This window comes from Pseudomonas sp. SIMBA_067, assembly GCF_046534675.1.
GTDB classification, from domain to species: domain Bacteria; phylum Pseudomonadota; class Gammaproteobacteria; order Pseudomonadales; family Pseudomonadaceae; genus Aquipseudomonas; species Aquipseudomonas putida.
On record NZ_JAWRYH010000083.1, the window covers coordinates 1 to 396 of the forward strand.

A 396-nucleotide genomic window follows, 5' to 3' on the forward strand; every position below is an offset into this window, starting at 1 on the left:
GGTTGAGCGGCGGCCGCTCGGGATTGTCCGCCGTGTGCCGCTTCAGCAACTCGGGCACGAACTCCAGCTTGCCGCTTGGCGTCTGCAGGCCCTTGCCGAATTTCTCCGAGAACTGTGACGGCAGCGGATGAGGTTCCGGCAGGTCCTTTCTCCGGTCTTCCGCATACCAACGCATGTCCACGGGATGGCGAAGCTCGGGTTTTTCGGGCGGCACGACGAAGTAGCCCTTGCGGCAGAATTCGCGCCACGAAATATGATCGGGCAGATCCGACGAGTCGAAGACGCGCTTGACCCAGTCGAGATCGCTGCAGCCTTCGGTGAAAATGCCACCCAGGCCCAACCGAATCAGGATGGCGGTGAAGATGTCGTAGTCGGAGCGGGACTCGCCCAAAGGCT

Annotated in this window: 1 pseudogene; it reads right to left on the minus strand. The window is 61.9% G+C overall.

The features are described from left to right. Positions 1–396: pseudogene (locus SB765_RS28185) on the minus strand (hypothetical protein); the annotation flags it as partial.